A 2,456-nucleotide genomic window follows, 5' to 3' on the forward strand; every position below is an offset into this window, starting at 1 on the left:
CTTCACGTGGAGGTTCAGATCCTCGGCCCGGCTCCCCTGCACCACGGCTTCACGGTGCGCGGCGAGCGCGGGGTGGCCTCCCGCTTCCAGCGTGGCGTCGAGGGACGCCCGGGTCAGGGCCTCATGGGCCGGGACGGAAAAAGCGCTCGCCCCGAGGGGCAGCAGGAGGGCGAGCAGGAACGGGAGGCGGGAGCGTGCGAAGGGCATGCGCGGAGCCAGACTAACCGTTCCCCACGGCCCTGCTTCCCGAGGAGGGCAAGCGATCTGGAGCGCCCGCCTGGACGCCTCCCCACGAGGGGCTACCGGCGGCCCAGCTCCTCGAGGGCCTGGAGCACCTCGTCGACCGAGACACAGAGCCGGTCCACCATCTTGTACATGAGGTCCGGCTCGCACTCGCCCTGGAGGAGCACCACGGTGTGCTTGCCGGCGCCGACCGCCCAGCCCAGCTCCAGGTGGGCGCTCTTTCCACAGGGCTGCACGAGCACACACGCGTCACTGGCCCGGAGCGCGTCCATGTCCTTGTCGAACAGCGTGCGGGCCAGCGGGTGCTGGTTCAGCAACGCTCGAAACTGCGCCGGCTCGAAGCGCATCCGGGTGAAATCGTCCATCTCCGGCGCGGGCGCTCCTCCGCTCCCCGCGGCCGACTCCTTGTAGTCATGGACCGCGTGGCCCGCGGCCCGGAGCATGGCCACCACCTTCGGCTGGAGCTCGTTCCGCCAGGACGACGCGACGTAGATCTTCACTGGGCGACCTCTCTCGGCGGATGTGCCGCGGTACGGTTTTCTTCCCACAGTGTCGGATTCGTCAGGCTGTTCGCAAGCCTTCCGGCCCGACCCGCACCCATTGTGAAGTTGTCCTTTGCCTCTCCACCGAGGATGATCCCCCAAGCCGATCTCGACTCGAAGAGAGCCCCTTTGTCGAACAAAGCCCTTCCCCTCACCGAAGCCGAGTTCCTCGCCGCTCCTGTCGAGCAGATCGCCGCGGTTGCCCCGACGTCCATGGTGTTCGCTCCGGGTGGAACCCGTCGCGCCGCCGTCTTGTCGGGCATCGATCCGAATGGCCATGAGTACGTGCGCTGGTCGTTCGATCAACTCATCTCCCAGTTCGGGATGATGTTCCGCCTCGGCGTGCGGAATCTCTTCACGGGCGCCATCACCCCCAACCAGTGGAATGAGGTGGGCAACTACCGGCAGCACCTGCTGGGTTGGGTGAAGAAGTTCCTCACCGGCGAGGAGGCCCTCGAGGCCTATGTCCGGCAGGGCTGGCGGGTGCGTCTGGCGGGGTGGCAGGCCATCCCGGAGCTCGAGGAGGTGGCGGCGACGCTGGTGGAGAAGACGCCGCGCGACAGCCCGCACACCCTCTGGTGGTGGGCCAATCCCAGCTACGAGTCCGTGTGGGACGTGCTCCTGGCTGCCGCCCACCGCTCGGGGGCCCGCACCCGCGACGAGCTCATCCGCGCCATCTATGGCGAGGACGTGCCCCTCATCTCGCTCTACCTGGGCTTCGCCAAGCCGGAGGTCAGCCCCGTGCACCTGCCGCCGCTGCTGGCTGGACAGGTACAGTGCTACTGGACCGTCCGCCCGGGCTATACCCTGGACGAGACCGAGTTCCGCCGCATCCTCCACGACTACGCGTGTCTGCGGCCCACCTGGCGGCCGGACAAGACGGGCCGGGCGGAGGGCTCCCTGCCTTATCGAGAGGCCTGGCTGCAGGGCCCCACCCTCGGGCTCGGCATGCGCCTGGGTCAGGACTTCTGGTACCCTGCGCCCATCGCGCCTCCACCCGCTTCGAAGGACGAGGCCTGACGTTCCGTGTCAGCGCGCCTTGACTCATTCGTGACGGTTCCAGCACTGACGACAACGCCCTCTTCCTGCGTGCTTCCGCCCGGTGGGAAGTCCCTGCTACACAGCGAGATAGCGCGCCGGGGAACCGGCCAGACAACTTTAGGGGGAACTGGCTGATGCAACCCTCGGACATGACACCGCAGCAGATCTTCCGCCAACTCAATCAGGTATCCCAGAAGACCGCGACGGCCCACACGCCGCCGGTGGTGTACCTGATCATGGTGATCACCGGCTTCACGAGTCAGGAACTGCTCGGGACGCTGTTCCTCATCGGCCCGGCGCTGTTGCTCATTGGCGGAGTGGGTCCGTACCTGCTCATGCGGCGCATGGTGTTCCAGGCCATGGCGGAGCGCCCGGGAGAGCCGCGAGGCGCGCGCCTGGTGCGCATCCTCGAGATGCCGCAGCGGTTCGAGGCCGGCCTCATCGCGCTGACCGTGGTGGGCACGGCGATCTACGCCGCCGTCCCCACGCTCTTCTACCCCGGCAAGAACCTCTGGGTGATTCCCTGGTCCATCGTCATCGTGGTGCTGCTGGGCATGCTCAGCGGCATCCACACGCGCTTCATGCTCGAGCGCGTGCTGCGGCCGGTGGCCATCCAGGAGTACCAGCGCA

General features: G+C 67.7%; 3 protein-coding genes and 1 pseudogene. 2 read left to right on the forward strand and 2 right to left on the reverse strand.

The features are described from left to right. Both VF794_RS37805 and VF794_RS37810 read right to left on the reverse strand, forming a co-directional pair. Window positions 1–207 (reverse strand): annotated as a pseudogene (locus tag VF794_RS37805) (hypothetical protein); the annotation flags it as partial. A 92-nt stretch (window positions 208–299) separates the two neighbouring features. Continuing rightward, window positions 300–743 (reverse strand): hypothetical protein, encoded by a 444-nt coding sequence (locus VF794_RS37810; protein ID WP_331118231.1) that lies wholly within the window; start codon window positions 741–743, stop codon window positions 300–302. Between the two features lie 171 nt (window positions 744–914). On the opposite strand from VF794_RS37810, the gene VF794_RS37815 reads away from it, so the two are divergent. Beyond that, entirely contained in the window at window positions 915–1,805 is an 891-nt protein-coding gene (locus VF794_RS37815; protein ID WP_331118233.1) for a hypothetical protein, read from the forward strand. Window positions 1,806–1,960: 155 nt separating this feature from the next. Further along, on the forward strand, window positions 1,961–2,456 hold a 496-nt coding region (locus VF794_RS37820; RefSeq protein WP_331118235.1), incomplete at its 3' end, for a hypothetical protein.

Source organism: Archangium sp. (assembly GCF_036389735.1).
Taxonomy (GTDB): Bacteria; Myxococcota; Myxococcia; order Myxococcales; family Myxococcaceae; genus Archangium.